Below are 22,503 nucleotides of genomic sequence, written 5' to 3' on the forward strand. Positions count from 1 at the left end.
GAACCTCAGAGCTTCTGATCCCGCCCGTCATCGTCGTCAGGCTTGGTCTTGTTCACGCCGGGCAGGTGCAGGCCACTCTCGGCGAGCTGGCCGCCTTCCATCTGCGGCTGGGTTACCCAGGTCAGGATGTCGTAGTAGCGGCGCACGTTCTGCACGAAGTGAACGGTTTCGCCGCCGCGCGCATAGCCGTAGCGCGTCTTGCGGTAGTACTGCTTCTGCGCCAGGCGCGGCAGCATCTTCTTTACATCGAGCCACTTGTTCGGGTTCAGGCCTTCCTGCTCAGCCATCTTGCGCGCGTCGTCCAGGTGCGCGCCGCCGATGTTGTACGCGGCCAGGGCGAACCACATGCGGTCCGGGTCCTTGATGCTGTCGGGCAACTCGTCCTTGATCTGCACGTAATACTTGCTGCCGCCCTGGATGCTCTGCTTCGGGTCCAGGCGGTTGGCCACGCCCATGGCCTGGGCGGTGCGGTTGGTCAGCATCATCAGGCCGCGCACGCCGGTCTTGGAGGTCGCGTCGGGCTGCCACATGGATTCCTGGTAGCCGATGGCGGCCAGCAGGCGCCAGTCGGCCTCCAGCTTGGTGCCGCTCTGGCGGAAGTGCGGTTCGTACTTGGGCAGGCGCTGTTGCAGGTGCTGGGCGAAGGTATAGGCGCCGACGTAGCCCAGGACGTCCACATGGCCGTAATAGCGGTCCTTCAGGCGTTGCAGCAGGCCGTCCTGCTTGGCCTTGTCGAGGAAGGCGTTGACCTTCTCCAGCAGGCTGGTGTCATCGCCGGCCGGCAGCGCCCAGGCCAGCCCCTTGGCATCGCCGAGATCGAACGCGACGCGCACGTTGGGGAAGTAGACCTGGTTCATCGCCAGTTCGTTGGAGTCCACCAGGGTCAGGTCGATCTCACCGACGTCCACCATGCGCAGCAGGTCGACCATTTCGTCGGCGTCGGATTCGCGGTATTCCAGCTTGGGGAACTGCTTCTTCAGCTCTGCCAGCTGCGCGGCGTGGCTGCTGCCTTTCAATACGACGATGCGCTTGCCGACCAGGTCTTCCGGGCGGGTAGGGCGCTGGGCGCCGTTGCGGTAGACGACCTGCGGGGTCACGTCGAGGTAGGAGTGCGAGTAGCGCACCTGGGAATCGCGATCGCCGCCCGGGGTCAGACCGGCAGCCGCAAGGTTCGGCCCGCCGTCGCGGCCGATCCGGTCATAGAGGTCATCGATGTTGTCGGCGGTTTCGATCTGCAGCTGTACACCCAGGCTGTCTGCAAAGCGCTTGGCCAGCTCGTACTCGAAACCGGTGTCGCCATTGCGGTCCTGGAAGTAGGTGGCCGGACTGTTGCGGGTGATCACGCGCAGCACGCCGTCCTTCTGCACGCGCTCGAGGGCCGTCGGGGCTTTCGCCTCGCTACAGCCGGAAAGCAGCAGAAAGATACAGGTCGCCAAGATCCAGGCGGTGCAGCGCACACGGGACACAGTCAGGGCAAGCATCAGGGCAGTATACGCAAAGGCTGTTGTGCGCCATATCTCGACAGCTCGAAGCTTCTCTGCTAGCTGGGACACCGTTCGTCGGCATTTTTCGTGGCGAACCCCGCTGGCGCGGGATTTTCCCCAGGCGGCTCGAAGGCGTTCGAAGATGAATGGCGATTTCCGCCGGAGTAGCGGCAAGGAAGGTGCTTGAAAGGTGCCGCCACGGTGCGCTTTACGGTAGAATGCACGGCCTCTGTGGGCCGGCCCGACCGGCCCCACATACTTCCCCGTCTCCAGAGGCTGTTCCGACAATGCTGATCCTGCGCGGTGCTCCCGCCCTTTCCGCTTTCCGCCACGGCAAACTGCTCGACCTGCTGACCCAGCATGTGCCCGCCGTCACCGGGCTGTATGCCGAGTTTGCGCACTTCGCCGAGGTCACCGGAGCCCTCAACGCCGAGGAAGAACAGGTCCTGGCGCGCCTGCTGAAGTACGGTCCGAGCGTACCGGTGCAGGAGCCCGCCGGTCGTCTGTTCCTGGTGCTGCCGCGCTTCGGCACCATTTCGCCGTGGTCGAGCAAGGCCTCTGATATCGCCCGCAACTGTGGTCTGGCGAAGATCGAGCGCATCGAGCGTGGTATCGCCTACTACGTCACCGGCGAGCTGAGCGAGGCCGACGCGCAAACCGTCGCCGCCCGCCTGCACGACCGCATGACCCAGCTTGTACTGAATGAGCTCGAAGAAGCTTCCGCCCTGTTCAGCCACGCCCAGCCCAAGCCGCTGACCGTGGTAGACATCCTGGCCGGCGGTCGTGCCGCGCTGGAGAAGGCCAACCTCGAACTGGGCCTGGCGCTGGCCGAAGACGAGATCGACTACCTGGTGAAGAGCTTCGTCGAGATGGGCCGCAACCCGCACGACGTCGAGCTGATGATGTTCGCCCAGGCCAACTCCGAACACTGCCGCCACAAGATCTTCAACGCCAGTTGGGACATCGACGGCCAGGCTCAGGACAAGAGCCTGTTCGGCATGATCAAGAACACCTATGAAATGCACCGCGAAGGCGTGTTGTCCGCGTACAAGGACAACGCTGCGGTGATGAAAGGCTACGTCGCCGGTCGTTTCTACCCGAACGCCGAGACCCGCCAGTACAGCGCCAGCGAAGAGCCGGTGCACATCCTGATGAAGGTGGAAACCCACAACCACCCGACCGCCATCGCTCCCTTCCCCGGCGCCTCCACTGGCTCCGGCGGCGAAATCCGTGACGAAGGCGCAACCGGTCGTGGCGCGAAGCCGAAAGCCGGCCTGGTGGGCTTCACCGTTTCCAACCTGAACATCCCCGGTTTCGAACAGCCCTGGGAAGTGCCCTACGGCAAGCCCGAGCGCATCGTTACCCCGCTGGACATCATGATCGAAGGCCCGCTGGGCGGCGCCGCGTTCAACAACGAATTCGGTCGCCCGAACCTCGCCGGCTACTTCCGCACCTTCGAGCAGGCCATCGCCACTCCGCGCGGTGAGGAAGTCCGTGGCTACCACAAGCCGATCATGATCGCCGGCGGCATGGGCAACATCCGCGAAGACCACGTGCAGAAGGGCGAGATTTCGGTCGGCGCCAAGCTGATCGTACTCGGCGGCCCAGCCATGCTGATCGGCCTGGGCGGCGGCGCGGCTTCCTCGATGGCCACCGGCGCCTCCGCCGCTGACCTGGACTTCGCCTCGGTGCAGCGCGAGAACCCGGAAATGGAACGCCGTTGCCAGGAGGTCATCGACCGCTGCTGGCAGATGGGCGAGAACAACCCGATCAAGTTCATCCATGACGTGGGCGCGGGCGGCATCTCCAACGCCCTGCCGGAACTGATCAACGACGGCGGCCGCGGCGGTCGCTTCCAACTGCGCAACGTGCCCAACGACGAGCCGGGCATGAGCCCGCTGGAAATCTGGTGCAACGAGTCGCAGGAACGCTACGTGATGTCGGTGGATGCCGCCGACTTCGAGACCTTCAAGGCCATCTGCGAGCGCGAGCGCTGCCCGTTCGCCGTGGTTGGCGAAGCCACTGAAGAGAAGCAACTGACCGTTGCCGACAGCCACTTCGGTAACAACCCGGTGGACATGCCGCTCGAAGTGCTGCTGGGCAAGCCGCCGCGCATGCACCGTTCGGTCACCCGCGAAGCTGAGCTGGGCGATGACTTCGCCGCCGCCGGCCTGGACCTGACCGAGTCCACCGAGCGTGTGCTGCGTCACCCGGCCGTTGCCAGCAAGAACTTCCTGATCACCATCGGCGACCGCACCATCACCGGCCTGGTTGCCCGCGACCAACTGGTCGGCCCGTGGCAGGTTCCGGTGGCCGACTGCGCCGTCACCGCCACCAGCTTCGACGTCTACACCGGTGAAGCCATGGCCATGGGCGAGCGCACTCCGCTGGCCGTGATCGACGCCCCGGCCTCCGGCCGCATGGCGATCGGCGAGACCATCACCAACCTGGCCGCCGCCAGCATCGACAAGATTTCCGAGATCAAGCTCTCCGCCAACTGGATGGCCGCTGCCGGCCACCCGGGCGAGGACGCGCGCCTTTACGACACCGTCAAGGCTGTCGGCATGGAGCTGTGCCCGGCGCTGGGCATCACCATCCCGGTGGGCAAGGACTCCATGTCCATGAAGACCCGCTGGCAGGATGGCGACGCCGAGAAGAGCGTGACCTCGCCGATGTCGCTGATCATCTCCGGTTTCGCTCCGGTCAACGACGTACGCAAGACCCTGACCCCGCAGCTGCGCCTGGACAAGGGCGAAACCGACCTGATCGTCATCGACCTCGGTCGTGGCAAGAACCGCATGGGCGGCTCCATCCTCGCCCAGGTCAACGGCCAGATCGGCCGCGCCGCGCCGGACGTCGATGATGCCGAAGACATGAAAGCCTTCTTCGCCGTGATCCAGGGCCTGAACGCCGACGGCCACCTGCTGGCCTACCATGACCGTTCCGACGGCGGCCTGATGGCCACCGTGGTGGAAATGGCCTTCGCCGGCAAATGTGGCCTCGATCTGAACCTCGATGCGCTGGCCGATAGCCGTGACGAGCTGACTGCCGCCCTGTTCAACGAAGAACTGGGTGCGGTGATTCAGGTTCGCTGCGCCGCCACCCCGGAAGTACTGGCCCAGTTCAGCGCCGCCGGCCTGGAAGACTGCGTCGCGGTCATCGGCCAGCCGGCCAGTAGCGCCGACATCGTGCTCTCCTTCAACGGCGAGCGCGTCTACAGTGCCCAGCGTCGCAACCTGCAGCGCATCTGGAGCGAGACCAGCTACCGCATCCAGCGCATGCGCGACAACGCCGATTGCGCCGACCAGGAATACGATGGCCTGCTGGAAGACAACCCCGGCCTGTCGGTGAAGCTGAGCTTCGACGTCAACGACAACATCGCCGCGCCCTACATCAAGAAAGGCGTGCGCCCGCAGATCGCCATCCTGCGCGAGCAGGGCGTCAACGGCCAGGTGGAAATGGCCGCGGCCTTCGACCGCGCCGGCTTCGCCGCCGTCGACGTGCACATGAGCGACATCCTCTCCGGCCGCATCAGCCTGGAGCAGTTCAAGGGCCTGGTGGCCTGCGGCGGCTTCTCCTACGGCGACGTACTGGGCGCCGGCGAAGGCTGGGCCAAGTCGATCCTGTTCAACGCCCGTGCCCGCGACGGCTTCCAGGCCTTCTTCGAGCGCAAGGACAGCTTCGCCCTCGGCGTGTGCAACGGTTGCCAGATGATGTCCAACCTGCACGAGCTGATCCCCGGCACCGAGTTCTGGCCGCACTTCGTGCGCAACCGCTCCGAGCAGTTCGAAGCGCGCGTAGCGATGGTCCAGGTCCAGGAGTCGCAGTCGATCTTCCTGCAGGGCATGGCCGGTTCGCGTATGCCGATCGCCATCGCCCACGGCGAAGGTCATGCGGAGTTCGAAAGCGAGGAAGCGCTGCTGGAAGCTGACCTGTCCGGCACCGTGGCCCTGCGTTTCGTCGACAACCTGGGCAAGGTTACCGAGAGCTACCCGGCCAACCCGAACGGCTCGCCGCGTGGCATCACCGGCCTGACCAGCCGCGACGGCCGCGTCACCATCATGATGCCGCACCCGGAGCGCGTGTTCCGCGCCGTGCAGAACTCCTGGCGTCCGGACGAGTGGGAAGAGGACGGCGGCTGGATGCGCATGTTCCGCAATGCCCGCGTCTGGGTGGGTTGAGCCCGGTCTGATGCGATACGAAAAAGGGGAAAGCTTCGGCTTTCCCCTTTTTCTTTACGGGCCCTTGCAGGGACCATGGCTCTGGTGGGAGCGCGCTTGCTCGCGAATCGCGCCATAGCCGAACCCTGCGGGCGGGGCCTATTCCGACCCTGTTGCCGACGGTGGATCGCCAGATGGATGACTTGCAGAAACTTCCCGAAGTTCGCACGGTTGAGCCGGGGCAGGTTCTGCGCCTGTGCCGCTGCGGGCGGTGCGCCTGCCTGCCGGATGCCGACGCCGATTGTGCCGACGCCCTGAAGTTGACCGTCGGGCGCGAACGCCATCTGTTGCTATGCCGCTGCGGGCTGTCGGCGGGCCTGCCGTTCTGCGACGGTTCCCACGCGCCGGCAGCACCTGGCCTGAAGGAACGTTGGCGCCGCTTCACTGGAAGGTGAGGTCGAAGTCCGTCACAGATTTCATACAAAGTCGTTCACAGACGAACAAGCCCGGAACCGGACGGTCGAACTTCCACGACGACCTGCAAGTCAGAAGAGGCAAAGTGCCACTATTTGTGGCAGCATTTGTCACCCGTGGCGTTCTTTGTCACGGCAGTGTCCCTGTTTCGATCGGAGTCTCCGATGTACAAACTGTGTTTCTACGTTCCGGAAAGCCATCTGGAACCGGTCAAGAAAGCGGTGTTCGCCGCCGGTGCAGGACGCATCGGCGCCTATGACAGCTGTTGCTGGCAGGCGCTCGGACAGGGACAGTTCCGCCCATTGCAAGGCAGCAATCCGTTTATCGGCCAGGCTGGCAGCGTCGAGCAGGTCGCCGAGTGGAAGGTTGAGATGGTGGTGGCCGACGAGTTGATCCATGACTCGGTGAAAGCGCTGAAGGCGGCGCATCCTTACGAGACGCCAGCCTTCGAGGTCTGGCGGCTATCGGACATGGTGTTCTGACCCAAGAAAAGGCGCCCGCAGGCGCCTTTTTTCATGCCCCGCGATCAGCCGCGCAGGCTGCCGAAGGACTGCCCCAGCGCCCCCGCGCGCGGCCCGACCAGCAGGTGATAGACGCCTTCAGCCACCTGGCTGACACCCAGGCAACCCAGCTCGGCGAGACGGCCTCGCTGCAACTGCTCACCGTTCTTCACGGCCACCCGCAAGCGTGTCAGCGCGACGGTCTCGACGCTGCACAAATTGCCCTTGCCGCCCAGCGCCTGCAGCCATTCACCGGTTTCCTGCGACGAGACGACTTCCACCGGTTGCGAGGCTGAATCCTCGTTGACGGGTTGGGCTGCACTCTCCTGCAGAATGCCTGCCGGTAGTGCGTGGCGGATCTCGTCGGCAATGCTGTCGGCTTCCGGGCCGACCACTACCTGCAGGCTGCCGGCCTTGCCGGGGCGGACCACGGCCATCGCGCCCAGCGCTTTGAGCTGCGTGTCCGAGGCTTTGCTGCGGTCCGTCAGCTTCAGGCGCAGGCGGGTTGTGCAGGCGTCCACCACCTCAAGGTTGGCGGCGCCGCCCAGCGCCTTGATGAATGCCGGTGCGCGCTGCTCGGAGGAGCTGTGGGTCGTTTCGTCGTCGCTGTTTTCGTCGAATTCCTCGCGGCCGGGTGTCTTCAGCTGGAAGCGGCGGATGCAGAAATCGAACACGAAGTAGTAGGCGGCGGCATAGCACAGGCCCAGCGGCCAGAGCATCCAGCCGTTGGTGGACCTGCCCCAGCCCAGCGCCAGGTCGATGGCGCCGCCGGAGAAGGTGAAGCCCAGGCGGATGTTCAGCAGGTCAGTGATGGCCATCGACAGTCCGGTCAGCAGCGCGTGAAGCAGGTACAGCAGCGGCGCCAGGAACATGAAGGCAAATTCGATGGGTTCGGTCACGCCGGTGAGGAAAGCGGTCAGTGCCATCGATAGCAGCAGGCCGCCGACGAGCTTGCGCCGCTCCGGGCGGGCGTTGCGGTACATCGCCAGGCACGCGGCAGGCAGGCCGAACATCATCACCGGGAACATGCCGGCCATGAACTGGCCGCCCTTCGGGTCGCCGGCGAAGTAGCGGGCGAGGTCGCCGGTGATCTGCCGGCCGGTCTCCGGATCGGTGAAGGCGCCGAAGACGAACCACATCAGGTTGTTGAGGATGTGGTGCAGGCCGGTGACGATCAGCAGGCGATTGAGTACGCCGAAGGCGAAGGCGCCAAAGCTGCCGCTGCCCACCAGCAGGTTGCCCAGGTCATCGATCACATGCTGGACAGGCGGCCAGATCAGCCCGAACAGCACACCCAGGCCCAGCGCGGCGAGGCCGGTGGCGATGGGCACGAAGCGCCGGCCACCGAAGAACGCCAGGTACTGCGGCAGGGCGATGTCCTTGAAGCGGTTGTACAGAGCGCCGGCGACCAGGCCGCTGATGATCCCCGAGAGCACGCCCATGTTGATGCTGGGGTCGATGGCCTTGAGCGTCGACATCATCACCAGATAACCCACGGCGCCTGCCAGGCCGGCGGTGCCGTTGTTGTCGCGGGCGAAGCCGACGGAGATGCCGATGGCGAAGATCAGTGCCAGGTTGGCGAAGATTGCATTGCCGGCATCGTGGATCAGCAGAATGTTCAGCAGATCCTTGTCGCCCAAACGTAGCAGCAGACCGGCGATCGGCAAGATGGCGATCGGCAGCATCAGGGCGCGCCCCAGGCGCTGCAGGGTTTCGATGAAGGCGCCGTACAACCGCGCGAGCAGCTGGCGCGGGCCTTGTGCGGTCTGGATCAGCTCAGTGGTCATGGTGTGGCTCCGATTCTTGTTCTGGGGCTTCAGGCCTGCGGCCACAGGCGTGCGCAGGCTTCCCGCACGGCGCGGGCGGAGCCCAGGGCCAGCAGTTCCTGGCTATGCCGGCGGCAGTGCTCGGCATCGAGTTCGCGCACCCGCGCCTTGATCTCGCCGACCAGGCCGGGGCTGACCGAGAGCTCCTGCACGCCCAGGCCGATCAGCACCGGCGTGGCCAGCGCTTCGCAAGCCAGGGCGCCGCAGACGCCGACCCAGCGGCCATGACGGGCGGCGCCGGTGCAGGTCTGGGCGATCAGCCGCAGCAACGCCGGGTGCAGCGCGTCGATGCGCGCGGCGAGCCCGGCATGGCAGCGGTCCATGGCCAGGGTGTATTGCGAAAGGTCGTTGGTGCCGATGGAGAAGAAATCGGCGTGCTCGGCCAATTGATCGGCCAACAGGGCCGCGGAGGGCACCTCGATCATCACGCCCAGTTCGGGGCGTTGCTCGATGCCCAGTTCCTGCGCCAACTGGTCCAGGCGCTGGCGGATGGCGATCAGCTCGTCCACCTCGCTGACCATGGGCAGCAGCACGCGGCAGCGTTGCAGCCCGGAGACCTGCAGCAGTGCGCGCAATTGCTGGTCGAGCAGATGCGGCAGCGCCTGGCCGAGGCGGATGCCGCGCAGGCCCAGCGCCGGGTTTTCCTCGGCGGGCAGTGGCAGGTAGGCGAGGTGTTTGTCGCCGCCGACATCGATGGTGCGGATGATCACCCGGCGCTCGCCCATGGCGTCCAGCACGTCCTGGTAGGCGCGTTGCTGCTCCTGCTCGTTCGGTGCCTGCTGGCGGTCGAGGAAGAGGAATTCGGTGCGCAGCAGGCCGACGCCATCGGCTCCGGCGGCAAAGGCTTCGGCTGCTTCTTCCGGGTTGGCGACGTTGGCGCCGACCTCGATGGACTTGCTGTCGCGGGTCTGAGCCGGTTGCTGGGCCTGCGCACGCTGGCGTTCGCGGGCTTGCTCGCGTTGTTCGAGCTGAACAGCGACCTGGGCGATCCGTTCGGCGCTGGGGCTGTATTCCAGTCGGCCGTGATCGGCATCCAGCACCAGCACTCGGCCTTCTTCCAACTCCAGCACCTGCGGGCCGAGAGCCACCAGGCAGGGCAGGCCCCTGGCGCGGGCAAGGATGGCGACGTGGGAAGTGGCGCCGCCTTCGGCCATGCACAGGCCGGCGACGCCAGCGCGGACCAGCGGGCCGAGGTCGGACGGGGTGATTTCATGGGCGGCCACCAGGCTGCCTGCCGGGACCGGCTGTTCGCCCTCGTTGTCGAGCAGGACGCGCAGCACGCGCTTTTCCAGGTCTCGCAGGTCATTGGCGCGCTCGGCCAGCAGTGGGTTGCCCAGCGCCTGCAGAATGCCGCATTGCGCCTGCACGGCACGGTGCCAGGCGTGGGCGGCGCTGACGCGCTGGTTGATCAGCAGGTCGGCGGCATCCAACAGACCGGGGTCTTCCAGCAGAGCGAGGTGGGCGGAGAAGATCGCTTCCTCGTCCGCGTGACCTTGTTTCCCGGCCTGTTGCAGCGTGGCGCGAACGTCATCGCGAACTCGTTTCAGCGCCTGATCCAGTTCGCGGTGCTGTTCGTCCGGCCGCGAATCTGCGCCGTCCTGCGGAAGCTGGATGGCGCCCAGGCGCACCAGCGGGCCGCTGGCCACGCCAGGGGCGGCGCAGACGCCACCCAGTACGCCGGTTTCCTCCGTGCCTCGCGGCGCCGCTACCGGGACGGCGGCGACGGGAAGCGGATGGGGCTCGCCATCGGCGGTGCCCAGGGTTTTCAAGAGGGCGTGGAGCGCTGCTTCGCTGTCCTGGCCGCGGCAGATCACTTCCACTTCGTCCTGCTCGGCGACGCCCAGGCCCATGATGCCGACCAGGCTGTCGACGCTGGCGCTGCGCCCGCCGAAACGCAATTCGGCGCGGCTGGAGAATTCCTGGGCGGTCCTTCGCAGAAGTGCAGCGGGGCGGGCGTGGAGACCGCCGTGCAGCGCCACGCGGACGCTGCCACGGCTTTCACTGCCGCTACTGTGTGGTTCGTTGGATGCCGGCGCCGCACCGGTCCGGCTGAGTTGCAGCAGCGGCGCGCCGATGTCTACCGACGTGGTGGTCAGTGGGCGTAACTGGAAGCCGTCGCCATTGGTGACGATCAGTACCGTGATCAGGCTCTTGCTGCCGCGCGCCACCTTGTCCAGGTCGAAGCGCAGCAGCGGCTGGCCTTCACTGACCCGCATACCTTCCTGCACCAGCGCTTCGAAGCCCTCTCCCTGCAGCTGAACGGTGTCCAGGCCCAGGTGCAGCAGCAGTTCGGCGCCGTTGTCGGCCTTCAGGGTCACGGCATGGCGAGTGCGCGCGACGTGCATGACCACGCCGGCGCAGGGCGCATGCAGGCAGTCGTTAAGCGGGTCGATGGCGATGCCATCGCCCATGGCGCCACTGGAGAACACCGGGTCGGGGACCCGGCTGAGCGGCATCACGGGCCCGCTCAAGGGGGCTTTGAGGGCCAGATTGTTGTTGTTCATGGTGGCTGCGCTCAGTGGGTGCGGGTGACCTTGCTCAGGTGCCGCGGCTGGTCCGGGTTCATGCCGCGTGCTTCGGACAAGCCGGCGGCCATGACGTAGAAACTCTGGATCGCCAGGATCGGGTCCAGCGCCGGGTGGGCGGCGCTGGCGAGCGGCAGGTCACGCCCGGCGACATCGCCCGGGGCGGCCAGCAGGACCCGCGCGCCACGCTGGCGCATGTCCTCGGCCAGGGCCAGCAGGCTGGCCTGTTCGGGGCCTCGGGGGGCGAGGATGAGCAGCGGATAGTGCTCGTCCACCAGGGCCATCGGGCCGTGGCGGACTTCAGCGCTGCTGAAGGCCTCGGCCTGGATCGCCGAGGTTTCCTTGAATTTCAGCGCGGCCTCCTGGGCCATGGCGAAGCCAGTGCCGCGGCCGATCACCATCAACCGCTCGCAGTCGCGCAGGGCCTGCACGGCTGGCGTCCAGTCCAGGGCCGCGGCCCGCCGGAGGTCGTCGGCAAGGCCGGCTCCCGCTTCGAGCAGTGACTGGTCGCGTTGCCAATGCGCCAGCAGGCGGGTGGCGGCGCTGAGGGTGGCGATGAAGCTCTTGGTGGCAGCGACGCTGCGTTCGGGGCCGGCACACAGCGGTACGGTGAATTCGGCGGCAGCCTGCAGCGGAGAGTTCTCGGCATTCACCAGAGCGACGCTGAGGGCGCCGCGCTCGCGCAGGCGGCTCAGTGTGTCGACCAGGTCCGGGCTCTGGCCGGACTGGGAGAAGGCGAAGGCGACCTGCCCGTCCACCTGCAGCGGCGCCTGGCGCAGGGTCACCACCGACATCGGCAGCGAGGCCACCGGTAGGCCCGCGTGCTGCATGGTCAGGTAGGCGAAGTAGCTGGCGGCGTGGTCGGAGCTGCCACGGGCGACGGTCATTGCCAGCTTCGGCGCGGCGGCGCGCAGGCGCTCGCCAAGCGCCGGCAGGCTGCTGTCCAGTACGCTGAGCTGGTGTGCGACCACGTCGGCGGCGGACAGCGCTTCTTCAAGCATCAGTGAGGTCAAACTGGTCTCCTTCGACCCAGACGGTCTCGAGGGTCAGGGAACGGTCCAGGCGCACGATGTCGGCCCAGGCACCGGGGGTGAGGCGTCCGCGCTCGGCGATGCCCAGGTAGTCGGCGGGGAACTGCGAGAGGCGCTGGGAGGCTTCGGCGATGGGCAGGCCGATCTTCACCAGGTTGCGCAGCGCCTGGTCCATGGTCAGCGTGCTGCCGGCCAGGGTGCCGTCAGGCAGGCGTACGCCGCCCAGGCACTTGGTGACGGTGTGGCTACCCAGCTTGTATTCGCCGTCGGGCATGCCGGCGGCGGCGGTGGAGTCGGTCACGCAGTACAGGCACGGGATCGAGCGCAGGGCGACCTTGATCGCGCCGGGGTGCACGTGCAGCAGGTCGGGGATCAGCTCGGCGAACTGCGCGTGGGCCAATGCGGCACCGACCATGCCGGGTTCGCGGTGGTGCAGCCCGCTCATCGCGTTGTACAGGTGAGTGAAGCTGGTGGCGCCGGCTGCCATGGCTGCCACACCGTCCTCGTAACTGCCCAGTGTGTGGCCGATCTGCAGGCGCACGCCGCGCTCGGCCAATGCGCTGATCAGCGGCAGGTGGCCGGCGATTTCCGGGGCGATAGTGATGACCCTGATCGGTGCCAGGCGCAGGAACTCGTCCACTTCGTCGAGCACCGCGGCGTGGGCGAAGTTGGGTTGCGCACCGAGCTTGCCGGAATTGATGAACGGGCCTTCCAGGTGCACGCCCAGCACGCGCGCCGCCTGGCCGCGCGGCGCCTGGCAGTAGTCGCCCAGCGCACCGAGCACGCCGGCGATCTCGTCGCGCGGTGCCGTCATGGTAGTGGCGAGCAGCGAGGTGGTGCCGAAGCGCAGGTGCGTGCGCGCAATGGCGGCAAAGGCGCCGGCGCCTTCCATGATGTCGTGGCCGCCGCCGCCGTGAACGTGCAGGTCGATGAAGCCGGGCAGCAGGTAGGGCAGGTCGTTGTGCGACGGGTCACCGAGGGAGCCGTCAATGCGCTGGATGCGGCCTTCCTGCAGGTGCAGGTGGCCCACGATCCAGCCCCGAGGGGTGAGGATGTTGCCTTTGAGCATGGGAGTCGTCCCGGATCAGCGCCGCAGTTCGGCGACGAAGTCGTAGTAGTCGTTGCGGCAGTAGGTGTCGGTCAGCTCGATGGCAGTGTTGTCTTCGAGGTAACCGATACGGGTCATCAGCAGCATGGCGGTGCCGGGCCGGATGCCCACCAGCGCGGCTTCCTCGACCGAGGCGTTGACCGCCTGCACGTGTTGCAGGGCGCGGACCACCGGACGGCCGATGGCATCCAGGTGGGCATAGAGCGAGTCACCGACTGCCGACGGGTCGCCGAGCAGGCGCGCCGGCAAGCTGCTCTGCTCGATGGCCATGACGACGCCGTCGGCCTTGCGCAGGCGTTTCATGCGTACGACCTTCTCGGTGGGCGACAGGCCCAGGCGGATCACCTCTTCATGGGTCGGCAGGCTGATCTCGCGTTCCAGCCAGGCAGAACTGGGGGTGAAGCCCTTGAGACGGAGCATTTCGCTGAAGCTGGAGAGGCGCGACAGCGGCTGCTCCAGGCGCGGGGTGATAAAGGTGCCGGAACCCTGGATGCGATGCACCAGCCCTTGCTCGAGCAGGACCTCCAGCGCCTTGCGTGCGGTGACCCGGGACAGGCCGAGGTATTCGCTGAGATAGCGCTCGGAAGGCAGGGCTTCCTCGGCGCGCCAGTGCCCGGCGTGAATGGCGCTCTCCAGGCTGCGGGCCAGTTGCAGATAGAGCGGGGTGGACAGGCTCTCGTCCGGCCGCAGGGCCTGCAGGCGTTGCTCGGCGCTGATCAGGGTGGGCTGGTGGGTCATGGTCGGCTCGTTGGCGAGGTAGTGGAATTTACGCTAATACCACTTGGATACCACGTCAATGCCAGCTGGCCGGTCACCGGGGCGCTGGCCGACGAACTGCAGCCTGCGTCGCAATCGGCGAAAAGTGTGAGGAGTTGACGGTGAAAGGCTTGCGGAGGTTGGAGGTTGTGCCTGGCGCGCAACGAAAAACGCCGCCAGGGCAGGGCCGTGGCGGCGTTTCAGACGGACACTGGTATCAGTGTGGTCGCGTCAGGGGCGGATCTCGATCAGCGTGCCGTCCTTGACCAGGCTCCAGACCTCGCGCATGTCGGCGTTGGTCATGGCGATGCAGCCGTTGGTCCAGTCCAGGGTCGAGAAGTACCATTCGGGGTAGTCGTCATCCATCGGCGTGCCGTGGATCATGATCATGCCGCCGGGCGACAGGCTCTTCTCCCGTGCCTTGGCCACGTCGCGGGCGTTGGGGTAGGAGATGTGAATGGAGAGGTTGTACTTGTCGCTGGTCTTGCGCCAGTCGATCCAGTAGAAGCCTTCTGGCGTGCGATTGTCGCCCTCGGCCAGCTTCGGGCCCTGCGGGCGTTTGCCCAGGGACACGCGGTAGCTCTTGAGAACCTTGCCGTTGCTCATGAGGTGCAGTTTGCGCTCGGACTTGAGCACGAGAATCTTGTCGATGTGACCGTCGAGCGTGGGCGTCGCGTTGGCATGCGAGAACGCTGCGAAGGTCAGACAAAGTACGGCAATCAACCAGCGCATCGAGTGGTGTTCCCCGGTAGTTCCTAAAGCCTTAGAGGCGGTAAATGAGTCTATTAGTTCTTTTTCTGTACAAGCATTGGGAGAATCCCTTCGTTGCGTATCGGGTATTTCTGAAGCACTCGATCCGCTAGGAAATATTCTAAGGTACGACCCACAGTGGGGAAAGCCAGCTCACCCCACGGAATGTCGGATTCTTCGAAGAGTTGCACTTCCAGGCTTTCCTCGCCGGCGGAGAAGTCCAGATCGGCGAGTTCCGCGCGGAAGAAGATATAAACCTGGCTGATATGCGGCAGATCAAAGACCGTATAAAGCTGCAGGCCGTGAACGCGGGCATTGGCCTCCTCCAGGGTCTCGCGAGCGGCGGCTTGTTCCAGGGTTTCGCCGTTCTCCATGAAGCCCGCCGGCAGCGTCCAGAACCCCTGGCGCGGTTGAATGGCGCGGCGACAGAGGAGAATGCGCCCCTCCCAGACCGGCAGACAGCCGGCGACGATGCGCGGGTTCTGGTAATGCACCGTCTGGCACTGGTCGCAGACGAAGCGCGGGCGGCTGTCGCCGCTGGGGACGCGCAGGCTGACGTTGGCGCCGCACTGGCTGCAGAATTTCATGCCGCTTCCTTGTTATTCAATGGAACAATCTTGCGCGTTGCGCGGGGCGCCCAGCAAGGGGCGGGGGTTGGGCAGGGGCGTCTTTCGTGCCATGATCCTTCAATTAGAAGAATCGGCCCCCGCAGGATGTTCGGCATGCTGGACCAGCTGCGCCAACGCATACAGACGCACACGCCAAGCGACCTTGAAACGGACCACAGCTTCCCGGAAGCGGCGGTCCTGCTCCCCATCACTCCCCAGGAAGAGCTCGTGCTCACCCTGCGCGCGACCGGGCTTTCGACCCACAGCGGCGAAGTTGCCTTCCCTGGTGGGCGGCGCGACCCGGAGGACGTGGACCTGATCCACACCGCCCTGCGCGAGGCCCAGGAGGAAATCGCCCTGCCGCCGGGCCTGGTGGAAGTAGTCGGGCCCCTGAGCACCCTGGTGTCCCGGCACGGCATCCTGGTCAAGCCATTCGTCGGTTTCGTCCCCGATTTCGTGGAGTACCGCCCTAATGACGGCGAGATCGACGCCGTGTTCAAGGTGCCGCTGGAGTTCTTCCGTGGCGACCCGCGGGAAACCACCCACCGTATCGATTATTTCGGCCGCAGCTGGTACGTCCCGAGCTACCTGTTCGAGGGCTACAAGATCTGGGGCCTGTCCGCGATCATGCTGGTCGAGTTGCTGAACCTGCTGTATGACGCCCGTATCGACCTGCACCAGCCGCCGTCGAAGTTCATCAAGTTGAGCTGAGACCCGAGAAGCGAGAGCGGCCCCCGCCTGAGGAGAAACCATGAAGTACCGCCTGGGCTCGTCCCGAGTCGAAACCCATCCGGAGAGCTGGATTGCCCCCAACGCCACGGTGGTCGGCAAGGTGCGCCTCGACGCCGGCGCCAGCGTGTGGTTCAACGCCGTACTGCGCGGCGACAACGAGCTGATCCACATCGGCGAGCACAGCAACGTGCAGGACGGCACCGTCATGCACACCGACATGGGCTTCCCGCTGACCCTGGGCAAGGGCGTGACCATCGGCCACAACGCCATGCTGCATGGCTGCCAGGTGGGCGACTACAGCCTCGTCGGCATCAACGCGGTGATCCTCAACGGCGCGAAGATCGGCAAGTACTGCATCATCGGCGCCAACGCACTGATCCCCGAGGGCAAGGAAATCCCTGACGGCTCTCTGGTCATGGGCTCCCCCGGCAAAGTGGTACGCGAGCTGACCGAGCCGCAGAAGAAGATGCTCGAAGCCAGCGCCGCCCATTACGTCCATAACGCCCAGCGGTACGCCCGCGATCTGGTCGAGCAGGAAGATGACTGAAGAACGTCCCGTCGCCTCGCCCTGCGTGCATGTCTGCGCGCTGGACGATGCCGACATCTGCCTGGGCTGCCAGCGCAGCGCCGCCGAAATCACCCGTTGGGGCCTGATGGACAACGCCGAGCGCCGCGCGGTGCTCCAGCGTTGCGAGCAGCGCGCCCGTGAGCAGGGCGTGCTGGCCTAGCGCATCACGAGCTACCCCGTTTCGAACTTTCCCTTCCCGAGGTTTCCCGCAATGCCCCGTATTGGAACTCCCCTGTCGCCGAGCGCGACCCGCGTACTGCTCTGTGGCTCCGGCGAGCTGGGCAAGGAAGTGGCGATCGAGCTGCAGCGCCTGGGCTGCGAAGTCATCGCCGTGGACCGCTACGCGAACGCGCCGGCCATGCAGGTTGCGCATCGCAGCCACGTGATCAGCATGCTCGATGGCGTCGCCCTGCGCGCAGTGATTGAGCAGGAGAAACCGCACTACATCGTGCCGGAGATCGAAGCCATCGCCACCGCGACCCTGGTCGAGCTGGAGAGCGAAGGCTACACCGTCATCCCCACCGCCCGTGCCGCGCAGTTGACCATGAATCGCGAGGGCATCCGTCGCCTGGCCGCCGAAGAGCTGGGCCTGCCGACCTCGCCCTACTACTTCGCCGACACCTACGAGGACTACGCCGCTGGCGTTGCAGCCGTGGGCTACCCCTGCGTGGTGAAGCCGATCATGAGTTCTTCCGGCAAGGGCCAGAGCGTGCTCAAGTCCGACGCCGACCTGAAGACCGCGTGGGATTACGCCCAGGAAGGCGGCCGCGCCGGCAAGGGCCGGGTTATTGTCGAAGGCTTCATTGACTTCGACTACGAGATCACCCTGCTCACCGTGCGCCACATTGGCGGCACCACCTTCTGCGCGCCCATCGGCCACCGCCAGGTGAAGGGCGACTACCACGAATCCTGGCAGCCCCAGGCCATGAGCCCTAAGGCGCTGGCCGAGTCCGAGCGCGTGGCCAGGGCGGTCACCGAGGCGCTGGGCGGCCGCGGCCTGTTCGGCGTGGAGCTGTTCGTCAAAGGTGACGAGGTGTGGTTCAGTGAGGTTTCGCCACGCCCGCACGACACCGGCCTGGTGACCCTGATTTCCCAGGATCTCTCCGAGTTCGCCCTGCATGCCCGCGCGATCCTGGGCTTGCCGATTCCGGTGATCCGCCAGTTGGGCGACTCCGCCTCGGCGGTGATCCTGGTGGAAGGCAAGTCGCAGCAGGTCTCCTTCGGCAATCTCGGTGCCGCCCTGAGCGAGCCGGACACGGCGCTGCGCCTGTTCGGCAAGCCGGAGGTGGACGGCCAGCGCCGCATGGGCGTGGCCCTCGCGCGCGACGAGTCGATCGACGCCGCCCGCGCCAAGGCCACCCGTTCGGCCCAGTCGGTCAAAGTCGAGCTGTGAGCCGCTGGGCGGGGCTGATGTGGTGGGCGGCGGCATTGCCGCTGCTGCCGCTGGCTCTGCCCATGGCCGTGCGTACCAAGCGCACGGCCTTGCGCCTGGCTCCCGCCGCGGGCGCCTGCGAAGGCGTTGCGGGTGCAGAGTTTCCTGGTGAACCCTTTCGTCTTCTCCTGCTGGGTGAATCCACGGTCGCGGGAGTTGGCGCGTCCTGCCTGGACTTTGCGCTGGCCGGCCGGCTGGCGCTGGCGCTATCGATCCGCCTGGAGCGCCCCGTTGCCTGGCGCGCGATCGGGGAGAACGGCATTACCGCTGCAGAGGCCTGTGAGCGGCTGCTACCGGTGGCGACTGATCAGGAGTACGAGCTGGTGGCGCTGGTCTTCGGCGTCAACGACACCACGCATTTCAGCTCCGGCCAGCGTTGGCTGGGGGCTCTTGAGCATCTGATCGCGCATTTCCGTGGTCGCGGCGCACGGGTCGTCTGCACGGCCGTGCCGCCATTGCAGCATTTCACGGCCCTACCCTGGTTGTTGCGCCGGCTGCTCGGCTGGCGCGCAGCGCTGCTGGATCGCCAGCTCAGCCGCCTGGCGCTGGCGCAGGGGGTAGGGTATTGCGGCGTCAGCCTGGAGATGCAGCCGCAGTTCCTCGCCATCGATGGCTATCACCCGTCGGCACTGGGTTATCAGGTCTGGGGCGAACACCTGGCCGACTGGCTGGTTACCCAGCGCTGACCCTCTTTTGTAGGAGCGAGCTTGCTCGCGAACCCGCGTCACGCTGGGGCTGACGGTGCAATGCGTTCGCGAGCAAGCGCTCCTACAAGAATGGGTGTCAGCGAATGGCGTTCAGGTCATCGTGACGAGTTTCGCGCAGGCACAGCACCGCCAGCAGGCTCAGCCCCGCCGCAACCGATACGTAACCGCCCACCCAGCTCAGGCCGCCCATGCCCACCAGCTTCTGCGCGATGTACGGCGCCACCGAGGCGCCAAGGATGCCGCCCAGGTTGTAGGCGGCCGACGCGCCGGTGTAGCGCACATGGGTGGGGAAGAGTTCCGGCAGCAGCGCGCCCATGGGGGCGAAGGTCACGCCCATGAGGAACAGTTCCAGCGACAGGAACACCGCCACTTCCACCGACGAGCCCTGGCTGAGCAGCGGCTCCATGGCGAAGCCCGAGGCGATGGCAGCGATGGTGCCGACGATCAGCACCGGCTTGCGCCCGAAGCGGTCACTCAGCCAGGCCGAAACCGGCGTGGCGGCGGCCATGAAGAGCACCGCGATGCATAGCAAGCCAAGGAAGTCTTCGCGGCTGTAGCCCAGGGTGCTGACGCCGTAGCTCAACGAAAACACCGTGGAGATATAGAAGAGGGCGTAGCACACCACCATTGCCAGGGCGCCCAGCAGGGTCGGCCTCCAGTGTTTCGAGAACAGCTCGGCGATCGGCAGGCTGGAACGCTCGTGGCGCTCCATGGCCTTGGCGAACACCGGGGTTTCCACCAGTTTGAGGCGGACGTACAGGCCGACGATGACCAGCACCGCGCTGAGCACGAACGGGATGCGCCAGCCCCAGGCGCGGAACTGTTCTTCGCTGAGCAGCATCGCGAGGCAAAGGAACAGACCGTTGGCGGCGAGGAAGCCGATCGACGGGCCCATTTGCGGGAACATGCCGAACCAGGCGCGGCGGCCCTTGGGCGCGTTCTCCGTGGCCAGCAGCGCCGCGCCGCCCCATTCGCCACCCAGCCCAAGGCCCTGGCCGAAGCGCAGCACGCAGAGCAGGATCGGCGCCCAGGCACCAATGCTGTCGTAGCCCGGCAACAGGCCGATCAGGGTGGTGGAAATGCCCATCAGTAGCAGCGAGGCCACCAGGGTCGACTTACGCCCGATGCGGTCGCCGAAGTGGCCGAACAGCGCCGAGCCCAGCGGGCGGGCGAGGAAGGCGATGCCGAAGGTGATGAAGGCGCTGAGCGCCTGGGCGGTGCCGGAGGTCTGCGGGAAGAACACCGGGCCGATCACCAGCGCAGCGGCGGTGGCGTAGACATAGAAATCGTAGAACTCGATGGCGGTGCCGATGAAACTGGCCACCGCGACGCGGGTGGTGGAGTTGGTCTGTTCGGCCGGTGGTGCGGCTTCGAGGGTGGCGCTGGTCATGCGGGTCGGTCCCTGGCAGTCCTGCTCGGCGACGAATCTGCGGTCGTGTCCGGCATCATGAAGAGGCATCGCCGTAGCGCGAAAAGGAAGCGCGGCCCGTGTCGGGGCAGGGTGGGCGCGGCTCGCGGTGGGTCGGGGCGGGGCCGGCTGCTTCGCAAGGCAACGACGCGGGGTCGAGGCTCGGCGGGGCGTGCGATTGACTGGCCGGCGCAGCGTCGCGGGTAACGACGGGCGCAGGCGGGAGGCTGGGTAAGCCGCCTGGATTATAGGGGCGGGCGGGGCGGCTCAGGCAAGCTCGTCGGCGTAAGGCTCTCTTGGCGGAGCGCCAGGCAGCCACGCGCGCACACTTTTCACCCGGTTTTCGCCCGACTGGAGGATTTCCAGACGGTAGCGGCCGATCTTCAGGCACACCGCGCAGTCGGGAATCTGCTCCAGTGCTTCGGTAACCAGGCCGTTGAGGGTCTTGGGCCCGTCACTGGGCAGTTGCCAGCCCAGCGCGCGGTTGACGTCCCGCAGGTTGGCCGAGCCGTCGATGACATAGGTGCCGTCGGCCTGGGGGTGGATGTCCGGGTTGCGCAGGGTGTTCTGGTTGCTGAACTCGCCGACGATCTCTTCGAGGATGTCTTCCAGGGTGATGATGCCGATCACCTCGCCGTACTCGTCGACGACGATACCGATGCGGCGCTTCTGCTTCTGGAAGTTCACCAGCTGGGTCGACAGCGGCGTGCTCTCGGGCACGAAGTAGGGTTCCAGGCAGGCGGCCTTGAGGCTGTCCTTGGTCAGCTGGTTATGGGTCAGCAGACGGGCAATCTGGCGCATGTGCACCACGCCCTCGACCTGGTTGATGTCGTTGCGGAACACCGGCAGGCGGGTGTGGGTGGTGTTGCGCAGCTGGCCGATGATGGTTTCCAGCTCGTCGTCCAGGTCGATGCCCTGGACCTCGTTGCGCGGGACCATCAGGTCGTTCACCGTGATCTTTTCCAGGTCGAGGATGCTCAGCAGCATGTCCTGGCGGTTATTGGTGAGCTTCTCGCTGGAGTCGGTAACCACGCTGCGCAACTCGTCGTTGCTCAGTGGCTTGCTGCCGCGCTGGGTCGGGTCGAGACCGCCCATGCGCAGCAGGGCGTTACTAATGCCGGTCATCAGCCAGAGCAGTGGGCTGAACAACTTCTGCATCCACAGCAGTGGCAGGCTGGCGGGGAAGGCCACGCGTTCGGGACGCAGGGCGGCGTAGGTCTTGGGCGTGATTTCGCCGAAGATCAGCAGGATCAGCGTCAGCGCCACGGTGGCGATGGCAACGCCGGCTTCGCCCCACAGTCGCAGTGCCAGCAGGGTCGCCAGGGACGAGGCGACGATGTTGACGAAGTTGTTGCCGATCAGGATGGTGCCGAGCAGGCGGTCGGTGCGCAGCAGCAGCCAACTGGTGCGCCGCGCCCCGCGGTTGCCCTGCTTGGACAGATGGCGCAGGCGGTAGCGGTCGAGGCTGAGCATGCCGGTCTCGACGCTGGAGAAGAATGCCGAGCAGAGGATCAGGAAGACCAGCAGGCCGATCAGGTAGCCGGGGTGGATCTCTTCCATGCGCGCAGGTCCTTCAGCGGCGCCCGAGCGCCACCGTTAGCGTCAGATGTGCAGGATGAATTCCTTGACCAGCTTGCTGCCGAAGTAGGCCAGCATCAGCAGGCAGAAACCCGCGAGGGTCCAGCGGATTGCCTTGTGGCCGCGCCAGCCGAGCTGGTGGCGGCCCCACAGGAGGACGCCGAAGACGATCCAGGCGAAGCAGGAGAGGATGGTCTTGTGCGCCAGGTGCTGGGCGAACAGGTTGTCGACGAACAGCCAGCCGGAGATCAGCGACAGCGAGAGCAGCGACCAGCCGCCCCAGAGGAAGCCGAACAGCAGGCTTTCCATGGTCTGCAGCGGCGGGAAGTTGCGGATCAGGCCCGACGGGTGCTTGTGCTTGAGCTGATGGTCCTGCACCAGCAGGAGCAGCGCCTGGACCACTGCGATGGTCAGCAGGCCGTACGCCAAGATCGACAGCAGGATGTGGGCGAGGATGCCGGGCTGCTCGTTGATCGGCTCGATGGTGCCGTGGGGCATCAGCGCGGCCAGCAGGGTGGTCAGCGCACCGAGCGGATAAAGGAAGATCAGCAGGTTGTGCACCGGGATGCGCAGGCACGCCAGCAGAGTCAGGGCGGTGACCGCGGCGGAAATCAGGCTGGCGGCATTGAAGAAGTCCAGCGTCAGACCCGCGGGCGTGAGCAGCTCCTGGCTCAGGGCGTAGGCCTGGCAGAGCAGGGCGACCAGGCCCAGCAGGAGGAGCAGCGGTTTCTGCGGCGGGGTGCGGCGGGCCAGGCTTGCGCCCTGGTAGGCGGTGGTGCCGATATAAAGGACGGCGGCGATCAGGCTGGGCAGCAGAGGTTGCATAAGTCCTTGGAACAGTCCTTCGACGGGGGAC

General features: G+C 66.2%; 19 protein-coding genes. 8 read left to right on the top strand and 11 right to left on the bottom strand.

All coding sequences use genetic code 11. The features are described 5' to 3' along the window. Nucleotides 1-5 precede the first annotated feature (5 nt). Nucleotides 6-1,481: a membrane-bound lytic murein transglycosylase MltF gene (mltF, locus tag AC2T4A_RS11600; RefSeq protein ID WP_486743366.1), complete on the bottom strand. Its 1,476-nt coding sequence runs from the start codon at nucleotides 1,479-1,481 to the stop codon at nucleotides 6-8. A 290-nt stretch (nucleotides 1,482-1,771) separates the two neighbouring features. On the opposite strand from mltF, the gene purL reads away from it, so the two are divergent. From purL to AC2T4A_RS11615, 3 genes are all read left to right on the top strand, one after another. Further along, nucleotides 1,772-5,665, top strand: a complete 3,894-nt coding sequence (purL, locus tag AC2T4A_RS11605; RefSeq protein ID WP_486743367.1) for a phosphoribosylformylglycinamidine synthase — start codon at nucleotides 1,772-1,774, stop codon at nucleotides 5,663-5,665. Between the two features lie 173 nt (nucleotides 5,666-5,838). Further along, nucleotides 5,839-6,099, top strand: a complete 261-nt coding sequence (locus AC2T4A_RS11610) for a CDGSH iron-sulfur domain-containing protein (RefSeq protein ID WP_416744520.1) — start codon at nucleotides 5,839-5,841, stop codon at nucleotides 6,097-6,099. A 183-nt stretch (nucleotides 6,100-6,282) separates the two neighbouring features. Next, entirely contained in the window at nucleotides 6,283-6,600 is a 318-nt protein-coding gene (locus AC2T4A_RS11615) for a YqfO family protein (RefSeq protein WP_416744519.1), read from the top strand. A gap of 44 nt (nucleotides 6,601-6,644) precedes the next feature. On the opposite strand, the gene nagE is transcribed toward AC2T4A_RS11615, so the two are convergent. The 7 genes from nagE to AC2T4A_RS11650 form a co-directional block, all read right to left on the bottom strand. Further along, the gene (gene nagE / locus AC2T4A_RS11620; RefSeq protein WP_486743671.1) at nucleotides 6,645-8,303 is read right to left on the bottom strand and encodes an N-acetylglucosamine-specific PTS transporter subunit IIBC; all 1,659 of its coding nucleotides are present in this window, start codon (nucleotides 8,301-8,303) and stop codon (nucleotides 6,645-6,647) included. A 131-nt stretch (nucleotides 8,304-8,434) separates the two neighbouring features. Further along, nucleotides 8,435-10,948: a phosphoenolpyruvate--protein phosphotransferase gene (gene ptsP, locus AC2T4A_RS11625; protein WP_486743368.1), complete on the bottom strand. Its 2,514-nt coding sequence runs from the start codon at nucleotides 10,946-10,948 to the stop codon at nucleotides 8,435-8,437. A gap of 11 nt (nucleotides 10,949-10,959) precedes the next feature. Further along, complete coding sequence (locus AC2T4A_RS11630; protein ID WP_486743369.1) at nucleotides 10,960-11,982, bottom strand: SIS domain-containing protein; 1,023 nt, start codon at nucleotides 11,980-11,982, stop codon at nucleotides 10,960-10,962. After that, nucleotides 11,963-13,069, bottom strand: a complete 1,107-nt coding sequence (gene nagA, locus AC2T4A_RS11635; protein ID WP_478379657.1) for an N-acetylglucosamine-6-phosphate deacetylase — start codon at nucleotides 13,067-13,069, stop codon at nucleotides 11,963-11,965. Before nagA ends, AC2T4A_RS11630 begins: the two co-directional genes overlap by 20 nt. Nucleotides 13,070-13,084: 15 nt before the next feature. Further along, nucleotides 13,085-13,846, bottom strand: a complete 762-nt coding sequence (locus tag AC2T4A_RS11640; protein WP_478379656.1) for a GntR family transcriptional regulator — start codon at nucleotides 13,844-13,846, stop codon at nucleotides 13,085-13,087. A 249-nt stretch (nucleotides 13,847-14,095) separates the two neighbouring features. Then, on the bottom strand, nucleotides 14,096-14,596 hold the full coding sequence (locus tag AC2T4A_RS11645) for a L,D-transpeptidase family protein (RefSeq protein WP_416744512.1): 501 nt from the start codon (nucleotides 14,594-14,596) through the stop codon (nucleotides 14,096-14,098). Nucleotides 14,597-14,649: 53 nt separating this feature from the next. Further along, complete coding sequence (locus tag AC2T4A_RS11650) at nucleotides 14,650-15,201, bottom strand: NUDIX hydrolase (protein ID WP_486743370.1); 552 nt, start codon at nucleotides 15,199-15,201, stop codon at nucleotides 14,650-14,652. A gap of 135 nt (nucleotides 15,202-15,336) precedes the next feature. On the opposite strand from AC2T4A_RS11650, the gene AC2T4A_RS11655 reads away from it, so the two are divergent. Genes AC2T4A_RS11655 through AC2T4A_RS11675 form a run of 5 tightly spaced genes read left to right on the top strand, consistent with a single transcriptional unit; the run spans nucleotide 15,337 to nucleotide 18,640 of the window. Beyond that, entirely contained in the window at nucleotides 15,337-15,933 is a 597-nt protein-coding gene (locus AC2T4A_RS11655; protein ID WP_017522246.1) for a CoA pyrophosphatase, read from the top strand. Between the two features lie 40 nt (nucleotides 15,934-15,973). Next, nucleotides 15,974-16,501 carry a gamma carbonic anhydrase family protein gene (locus AC2T4A_RS11660; RefSeq protein ID WP_416744508.1) on the top strand — a complete coding sequence of 176 codons (528 nt, stop codon included), beginning with the start codon at nucleotides 15,974-15,976 and terminating at the stop codon, nucleotides 16,499-16,501. Beyond that, entirely contained in the window at nucleotides 16,494-16,682 is a 189-nt protein-coding gene (locus AC2T4A_RS11665) for a DUF1289 domain-containing protein (RefSeq protein ID WP_416744506.1), read from the top strand. The genes AC2T4A_RS11660 and AC2T4A_RS11665 overlap by 8 nt, the downstream gene beginning before the upstream one ends. Before the next feature lie 51 nt (nucleotides 16,683-16,733). Continuing rightward, complete coding sequence (purT, locus tag AC2T4A_RS11670) at nucleotides 16,734-17,915, top strand: formate-dependent phosphoribosylglycinamide formyltransferase (RefSeq protein WP_486743371.1); 1,182 nt, start codon at nucleotides 16,734-16,736, stop codon at nucleotides 17,913-17,915. Continuing rightward, nucleotides 17,912-18,640 (top strand): SGNH/GDSL hydrolase family protein, encoded by a 729-nt coding sequence (locus AC2T4A_RS11675; RefSeq protein ID WP_486743372.1) that lies wholly within the window; start codon nucleotides 17,912-17,914, stop codon nucleotides 18,638-18,640. The genes purT and AC2T4A_RS11675 overlap by 4 nt, the downstream gene beginning before the upstream one ends. Nucleotides 18,641-18,737: 97 nt before the next feature. Here AC2T4A_RS11675 and AC2T4A_RS11680 read toward each other — a convergent pair whose 3' ends face one another. The 3 genes from AC2T4A_RS11680 to AC2T4A_RS11690 all read right to left on the bottom strand — a co-directional run bounded on the left by AC2T4A_RS11680 (nucleotide 18,738) and on the right by AC2T4A_RS11690 (nucleotide 22,472). Then, nucleotides 18,738-20,051: an MFS transporter gene (locus AC2T4A_RS11680; RefSeq protein WP_486743373.1), complete on the bottom strand. Its 1,314-nt coding sequence runs from the start codon at nucleotides 20,049-20,051 to the stop codon at nucleotides 18,738-18,740. A gap of 285 nt (nucleotides 20,052-20,336) precedes the next feature. Further along, nucleotides 20,337-21,629: an HlyC/CorC family transporter gene (locus AC2T4A_RS11685; protein ID WP_416744499.1), complete on the bottom strand. Its 1,293-nt coding sequence runs from the start codon at nucleotides 21,627-21,629 to the stop codon at nucleotides 20,337-20,339. Between the two features lie 42 nt (nucleotides 21,630-21,671). Further along, entirely contained in the window at nucleotides 21,672-22,472 is an 801-nt protein-coding gene (locus AC2T4A_RS11690) for a cytochrome C assembly family protein (protein WP_416744497.1), read from the bottom strand. Nucleotides 22,473-22,503 lie beyond the last annotated feature (31 nt).

It is taken from the genome of Pseudomonas sp. PVC-3-1 (assembly GCF_057444315.1).

What these genes read in the sequence shown, in the direction of transcription:
- mltF (WP_486743366.1), bottom strand. Translation starts at nt 1,481, where the DNA reads ATGCTTGCCCTGACTGTGTCCCGTGTGCGCTGCACCGCCTGGATCTTG.
- purL (WP_486743367.1), top strand. Translation starts at nt 1,772, where the DNA reads ATGCTGATCCTGCGCGGTGCTCCCGCCCTTTCCGCTTTCCGCCACGGC.
- AC2T4A_RS11610 (WP_416744520.1), top strand. Translation starts at nt 5,839, where the DNA reads ATGGATGACTTGCAGAAACTTCCCGAAGTTCGCACGGTTGAGCCGGGG.
- AC2T4A_RS11615 (WP_416744519.1), top strand. Translation starts at nt 6,283, where the DNA reads ATGTACAAACTGTGTTTCTACGTTCCGGAAAGCCATCTGGAACCGGTC.
- nagE (WP_486743671.1), bottom strand. Translation starts at nt 8,303, where the DNA reads ATGCTGCCGATCGCCATCTTGCCGATCGCCGGTCTGCTGCTACGTTTG.
- ptsP (WP_486743368.1), bottom strand. Translation starts at nt 10,948, where the DNA reads ATGAACAACAACAATCTGGCCCTCAAAGCCCCCTTGAGCGGGCCCGTG.
- nagA (WP_478379657.1), bottom strand. Translation starts at nt 13,069, where the DNA reads ATGCTCAAAGGCAACATCCTCACCCCTCGGGGCTGGATCGTGGGCCAC.
- AC2T4A_RS11640 (WP_478379656.1), bottom strand. Translation starts at nt 13,846, where the DNA reads ATGACCCACCAGCCCACCCTGATCAGCGCCGAGCAACGCCTGCAGGCC.
- AC2T4A_RS11645 (WP_416744512.1), bottom strand. Translation starts at nt 14,596, where the DNA reads ATGCGCTGGTTGATTGCCGTACTTTGTCTGACCTTCGCAGCGTTCTCG.
- AC2T4A_RS11650 (WP_486743370.1), bottom strand. Translation starts at nt 15,201, where the DNA reads ATGAAATTCTGCAGCCAGTGCGGCGCCAACGTCAGCCTGCGCGTCCCC.
- AC2T4A_RS11655 (WP_017522246.1), top strand. Translation starts at nt 15,337, where the DNA reads ATGCTGGACCAGCTGCGCCAACGCATACAGACGCACACGCCAAGCGAC.
- AC2T4A_RS11660 (WP_416744508.1), top strand. Translation starts at nt 15,974, where the DNA reads ATGAAGTACCGCCTGGGCTCGTCCCGAGTCGAAACCCATCCGGAGAGC.
- AC2T4A_RS11665 (WP_416744506.1), top strand. Translation starts at nt 16,494, where the DNA reads ATGACTGAAGAACGTCCCGTCGCCTCGCCCTGCGTGCATGTCTGCGCG.
- purT (WP_486743371.1), top strand. Translation starts at nt 16,734, where the DNA reads ATGCCCCGTATTGGAACTCCCCTGTCGCCGAGCGCGACCCGCGTACTG.
- AC2T4A_RS11680 (WP_486743373.1), bottom strand. Translation starts at nt 20,051, where the DNA reads ATGACCAGCGCCACCCTCGAAGCCGCACCACCGGCCGAACAGACCAAC.
- AC2T4A_RS11685 (WP_416744499.1), bottom strand. Translation starts at nt 21,629, where the DNA reads ATGGAAGAGATCCACCCCGGCTACCTGATCGGCCTGCTGGTCTTCCTG.
- AC2T4A_RS11690 (WP_416744497.1), bottom strand. Translation starts at nt 22,472, where the DNA reads ATGCAACCTCTGCTGCCCAGCCTGATCGCCGCCGTCCTTTATATCGGC.